Origin of the sequence: Micromonospora sp. NPDC052213 (genome assembly GCF_040679695.1) — a bacterium.
In the GTDB taxonomy this organism is placed as follows: domain Bacteria; phylum Actinomycetota; class Actinomycetes; order Mycobacteriales; family Micromonosporaceae; genus Micromonospora.
In genome coordinates this window covers 7,254-12,826 of record NZ_JBFAVI010000193.1, presented here as the reverse complement: position 1 = coordinate 12,826, position 5,573 = coordinate 7,254, and the positions used below count along the sequence as shown (strand labels likewise).

Genomic DNA, 5,573 nt, shown 5'->3' with positions numbered 1-5,573 from the left:
AGAGCACCCCCGGGTCGAGTTGCCGGTCGGTGAGCCGGGCGGTGTCTCCCTCGGTGCGGATCTCCAGCGGGAACGACCCGCTGTCCTCCACCCGGTCCACCTTGAGCTGGTCCAGCCGCAGGCCCTGCACCCGCACCAACATCGACCAGCGCACCTTGACACAGCCGCCCCCGTCGGAGCGGGACACCACGGCGGACAGCGTCTCCACCCGGTTCCCGGCGGTGAACTCGTCCGGCAGACCGCTCAACTCGGTGGAGAAGGCCGCCGCCGCCCGCGCGGGCAGGGCTCCCCCGTACCCGGTCCCGGCCACGAAGGTCAGCACCAGTCCGATCCGTAGCGTGTGCCGCCACCCGCTCACCACGCCTCCTCACCCTCGGTCGTGTCCACAGGCAACGCTAGGAGCGCGCCGGGCACGCCGGTAGACGGGCGTGTTCGCATCCAACGCCACAACACGGGGGCCATTTCACCGAGCGTGGTGAACCGGTCACGGCCCCGCCGCGACACGCCCGGGATCGGGCCCGGCCGGCGGGTGGGACACAATTCTCCGGTGTCCGACCTCTCCACCGCCTTCGTCCGGCTGCACGCCCGCCTCGCCCCGGTCGCCTTCGTCCCCGAGGTGCGGCTGCACCAGGCCGACGACGCCATCGGGCTGTGGGAGCTGACCGAGGGCGAGTTCCGCAGCGCGCAGCCGCCGCCGTTCTGGGCCTTCGCCTGGGCCGGCGGGCAGGCGCTCGCCAGGTACGTCAGCGACCATCCCGAGCTGGTCGCCGGCCGCCGGGTGCTCGACCTCGCCGCCGGCTCCGGCCTGGTCGCCATCGCCGCCGCGCGGGCCGGCGCCGCCGCCGTCCGCGCCGTGGAGATCGACGAGCTGGCCGTCGCGGCCGTGGCGGTCAACGCCGAGGCCAACGGGGTACGCGTCGACGCGGAGCTCGGCGACATCCTCGACGGCGACGCCGGCGGGGCCGAGGTGGTGTTCGCCGGGGACGTGTTCTACAGCGAGGCGATGGCCAACCGGGTGCTGCGTTTCCTGCTCCGGGCCGCCCGCGCCGGGGCGGACGTGCTGGTCGGCGATCCCGGCCGGGCGTTCCTGCCCCGCGACCGCTTCGACGAACTGGCCGCGTACGACGTGCCGGTGCCCGAGACGCTGGAGAGCGTCCGGGTGAAGCGCACCACGGTGTGGCAGTTGCGGGCCGGGCTGCCGGGAGCCGCCCGATAGCGTGTCGACGTGCTGTTCCGGAGCTGGGCGCAGACCACCGACGCGCACTGGCCGGACGTGGCCCGGGTGGCCGACCACGTGGGTGTCGAACACCTGGTGGTGACCCGGCACGCGCTGGTGCGGGAGGTGCTGACCGACCCGGTCACGTACCGGCCGGACAACGCGCTGGACGCGGTGACCCCGATCCCGGTGGCCGCCCTGCGGGTGCTGGCCGGGCACCGGTTCCGGCTGCCGCCGACCCTGGCGAACAACGGCGGCGCCAGCCACCCGCAGATCCGGGCGATCGTCGCCGAGGCCCTGCACCCGACCCGGGTCGCCGCGCAGCGGCCCTGGCTGACCGGACTGGTCCGGGAGCGCCTCACCGCGATCGGCGCCGCCCTCGACGCGGGCGCACCGGTCGACCTCTACGCCGAACTCGCCGCCGACCTGCCGCTGCTGGTGCTCGCCCGGCTGGTCGAGCTGCCCGACGCGCCGGTCGGGGCCGTGAAGGAGTTCGCCCGCGCGGCGCTGGAGCTGTTCTGGGCACCGCTGGACGCCGACCGCCAGGCGGCGCTCGCGGCCGAGGTGGGCCGGTTCCACCGGGTGCTGCGGGAGTTCGCCGAGACCGGGGGCGGGCTGGCGGGGTCGCTGCGGGCCGCCGGGCACCCGCCCGACGTGGTGGTCGGCGCGCTGTTCTTCCTGCTCGTCGCCGGCCAGGAGACCACGTCGCAGTTCCTCACCCTGCTGCTGCACCGGCTGGCCGGCGAGCCGGCCGTGCTGGCCGGCCTGCGGGCCGGCACCGTCGAGGTCGCCGACGTGGTCGAGGAGGGGCTCCGGCTGGAGCCGCCGATCGTCACCTGGCGACGGGTGGCCGCCGTGGACGCCACGCTGGGCGGGACCGCGGTGCCGGCGGGCACCAGCATCGTGCTGTGGCTGGCCCGCGCCGGCCGGGACCCGGCCACCGTGGAGGCGCCCGACGAGTTCCGGCCCGGGCAGCGCGGATCCCGCCGGCACCTGGCCTTCGGGGCAGGCGCGCACCGCTGCGTCGGCGACCAACTCGCCCGGATGGAGGCGGCGGTGGTGGTCGGCGAGACGGCGCCGTTGCTGGACGGGGTCGCCGTCGTCCGCGAACCGTGGTGCCCCGACAACCTCACGTTCCGGATGCCCGACGCCTTCGTCGTCCGACGCCGCTGAGCCGCCGGCGTGGCGGCGGGTGGCCGGGTGCCGGGTGGCGACCGGGAGGTGCCGCGCCCGGTGGCGCCACCCTGGGCGCGTGCGGGCCCGGGCGGGTCAGCCGCCGGGCTCGACCAGCCCCGCCTCGTACGCGAGGATCGCCGCCTGCACCCGGTTGCGCACCTCCAGGCGGGTGAAGATGCTGGTCAGGTAGCTCTTCACGGTCCCCTCGACCAGGTACAGCCGGCGGGCGATCTCGGCGTTGGACAGTCCCGCCCCGACCAGCGCGAGCACCTCCCGCTCCCGCTCGGTCAGCCCGGCGAGCCGGTCCCGCGCCACCGGCCGGCGGGCCACCCGGTCCCCGCCCAGCTCGATCACCCGGCGGGCCACCCGCGGCGACAGGTACGCGCCGCCGTCGGCGACGGCGTGCACCCCGGCGATCAGCTCGCGCGGGTCGCCGGCCTTGAGCAGGAACCCGCTGGCCCCGTGCCCGAGCGCCCGGGCCACGTGGTCGTCCTCACCGAAGGTGGTCAGCATGACCGTCGCCGTCTCCGGCACGAGGCGGCGGATCTCGGCGGCCGCGCTGAGCCCGTCCAGCCTCGGCATCCGGATGTCCAGCAGCGCCACCCGGGGCCGGTGCGCCCGGACGAGGTCCACGGCGGCCCGGCCGTCGGCAGCCTCGCCGATCACCTCGATCCCCGGATCGGTGGCCAGGATGGCCCGGACACCGGCCCGGATCATCGCCTCGTCGTCGGCGAGAACGACCCGCACCGGGCCACCCGTGTCGGCGTTCATCACTCGATCCGCTCCTTGCTGACCAGCCGGCCGTCGGCGAAGCAGAGCCGCCAGGTCGGCTCGGCCAGGGGGAAGTTCCCGTCGGTGTAGTACTCGCAGCCGGGCCGCGCCGGCTCGGCGGGCGGGTCGAGCTGGCGCCGGGGCAGCCCGGTCAGCGCGGCGCGCTCCGCGCCGAGGGGCATCCGCGCGAAGGCCTCCGCGTGAAGCACCGTACCGGCGGTGGCGACCGGGTAGTAGACCAGCGACAGGACGAGGGCGAGGCCCACCGGGGCGCCGAGCGCCGTCAGCAGGCTACGCCGGACCCGCCGGCGGGCGGCGCGCAGCCGCCGCTCGGCCTCGGCCGGCCGAGGGCCCCCGGCAGGGTCTGGGCCGCCGGCGGGGCCTGAGGCGTCGCCGGGGCCTGGGACGTCGCCGGGCGGGAGGACGGCGTCGGCGCCGGAAACGCCGCCCAGCGGCAGCCGGGCGCGGACGGCGAAGCCGCCACCGTCCAGGGGGCCGGCCGTCAGGGCACCGCCGGCGAGGCGGACCCGCTCGGCGAGGGCGAGCAGGCCGGAGCCGCTGGACGGCGGGCCGGGCAGCGGTCCGGCTGGCGGCGGCGCGTTGACGACCGACACCTCGACCCCGTCGCCGTCGTGGGCCAGGGCGACGGTGACCGCCGCGCCGGGCGCGTACCGGGCGGCGTTGGTGAGCGCTTCCCGGACCACCCGGTGCAGGGTGCGCGCGGTGGCCCCCGGCAGGTCCGGCAGCCCGCCCGGCGGGTCCACGTCGACCGCCATGCCGGCCTCCCGTGCCCCGTCGACCAGGTCCGCGACGGTCTCGTCGGCCGGCCGGGTGGTGGCCGTTCCGCCCTCGTCCCGGAGCACCCCGATGATCCCGTGCAGCCGTTCGGTGGCGGCCGCGACGCTGGCCCGCAGTTCGCCGGCGGCGGCCCGGTGCGCCGGGGCGAGGTCGTCGGTGACCTCCAGGGCGGCCGCGCGCAGGGCGATCAGGCTCAGGTCGTGCCCGAGCGAGTCGTGCATCTCCTGGGCGATGCGGGCCCGTTCCCGCAGCCGGATCCGCTCCGCGGCGCCCCGCTGCTCGCGGTCCCGGGCCTCGGCGTGCCGCCGGCCGGCGTCGGCCAGGGCGGCCTGCTGGCGCCGGTACCGGCCGACGAGCCACGGGAACACCCCGGCGAAGAGCAGCACCGAGGCGAGCAGGAACCAGGTGGCCGCGCCGGTGCCGAGCAGCCCCAGGTTGAGCGCGGTGCCGCCGGCAGCGATCGCGGCGAAGGCGAGAGCAGCCGGCACGGCGGTGGCGCTGCGGCGGCCGGCCAGGTAGCTGAACACCGGGATCGCGAAGAGGAAGTTGCCGTCCAGCAACGAGCCGAGCACCGCCGCGACCAGGGCGGCCACCGGCCACCGCCGGCTCACCGCGACCGCCGCGGTGAGCAGCAGCAGCGCGCCGGCCGTCAGGGCGACGGCCCGCCCGGAGTGCGGCGGCGTGACGCCCGCGTACGCGATCGGGGCGGCGGTCACCAGCCACAGGAGCAGGTCACCGGTCCACCGCCGGACGCCCGCCCGGGCCGCCCGTCCACCGCCCGCGAGCGCGGCCCACCAGCTCTCCACGGCGGCCAGGCTACCCACGCCCGACCTGGGCGGGCACCGACGAAAGTCAGGTGCTCACATCTCGTCGGCCCAGGCACGCCAGTCGTCGAGCACCCCGTAGAGCGCCGGGGTGAGCCAGCCGGGCGCGGACCGCCGGAACACCCCCGGGTCCATCGCGCCGGCACCCGCCGGCAGGGCGCCCAGCAGGTGCGGCACCAGCTCGGTGAGGTTGGCCCAGTGCACCAGCTCCGGGTCGGCCGGCCACGCGCCGATCACCACGCCGGCCGGCACCGCCCGGCGTTCCAGTGCCTCCAGGGTGAGCGCCGTGTGGTTCAGGGTGCCCAGCCCGGCCCGGGCCACCACCACGGCCGGGGACCCCAGCGAGACCGCCAGGTCGGCCACCGTCCAGGGCTCGCCCGACGGCCGCAGCCCCATCGGTACGAGCAGCCCGCCGGCGCCCTCCACCAGCACCAGGTCGTGCTTCTCGGCCTCCTCGCGGACCGCGTCGACGGCGGTGTAGAGCTCCAGCGGCTCCAGCTCGGCGACCCGGGCCGCGGCCAGCGGGGCGAGCGGGTCCGGGAAGCTGGCCAGGGTGCGGCCGGTCAGCGGGGCGGCCAGCCGGGTGACGGAGTCGACGTCGCCGGGCTCGCCGGTGGCCGTACCCGTCTGGCCGGGCTTGACCACCGCGACCCGCAGCCCGGCGGCCTGCGCGGCGGCGGCGACGGCGGCGGTCACGACGGTCTTGCCGACCTCGGTGTCGGTGCCGGTCACCAGCACCGGCCCCCGCCACGGCTTGGTCACCGTGCCACCTCAGTTCGCGACTGCGG

Annotated in this window: 5 protein-coding genes and 1 pseudogene; 2 read left to right on the top strand and 4 right to left on the bottom strand. The window is 77.2% G+C overall.

Annotation, left to right across the window (positions count from 1 at the left end):
* Positions 1 to 358: pseudogene (locus AB0L34_RS29525) on the bottom strand (hypothetical protein); the annotation flags it as partial.
* A gap of 189 nt (positions 359 to 547) precedes the next feature.
* Here AB0L34_RS29525 and AB0L34_RS29520 point away from each other — a divergent pair.
* Both AB0L34_RS29520 and AB0L34_RS29515 read left to right on the top strand, forming a co-directional pair.
* Positions 548 to 1,216: a 50S ribosomal protein L11 methyltransferase gene (locus tag AB0L34_RS29520; protein WP_350684270.1), complete on the top strand. Its 669-nt coding sequence runs from the start codon at positions 548 to 550 to the stop codon at positions 1,214 to 1,216.
* 9 nt (positions 1,217 to 1,225) lie between these two features.
* Positions 1,226 to 2,389 carry a cytochrome P450 gene (locus AB0L34_RS29515; RefSeq protein ID WP_363708409.1) on the top strand — a complete coding sequence of 388 codons (1,164 nt, stop codon included), beginning with the start codon at positions 1,226 to 1,228 and terminating at the stop codon, positions 2,387 to 2,389.
* 96 nt (positions 2,390 to 2,485) lie between these two features.
* Here the strand turns inward: AB0L34_RS29515 and AB0L34_RS29510 are convergent, their stop codons facing one another.
* Genes AB0L34_RS29510 through bioD form a run of 3 tightly spaced genes read right to left on the bottom strand, consistent with a single transcriptional unit; the run spans position 2,486 to position 5,523 of the window.
* A complete protein-coding gene (locus tag AB0L34_RS29510) occupies positions 2,486 to 3,163 on the bottom strand; it encodes a response regulator transcription factor (protein ID WP_357453766.1) in 678 nt (225 codons plus the stop codon).
* Positions 3,163 to 4,767 carry a histidine kinase gene (locus AB0L34_RS29505; RefSeq protein ID WP_363708407.1) on the bottom strand — a complete coding sequence of 535 codons (1,605 nt, stop codon included), beginning with the start codon at positions 4,765 to 4,767 and terminating at the stop codon, positions 3,163 to 3,165. Before AB0L34_RS29505 ends, AB0L34_RS29510 begins: the two co-directional genes overlap by 1 nt.
* Before the next feature lie 54 nt (positions 4,768 to 4,821).
* Complete coding sequence (bioD, locus tag AB0L34_RS29500) at positions 4,822 to 5,523, bottom strand: dethiobiotin synthase (RefSeq protein WP_363708413.1); 702 nt, start codon at positions 5,521 to 5,523, stop codon at positions 4,822 to 4,824.
* Between the last annotated feature and the right edge of the window lie 50 nt (positions 5,524 to 5,573).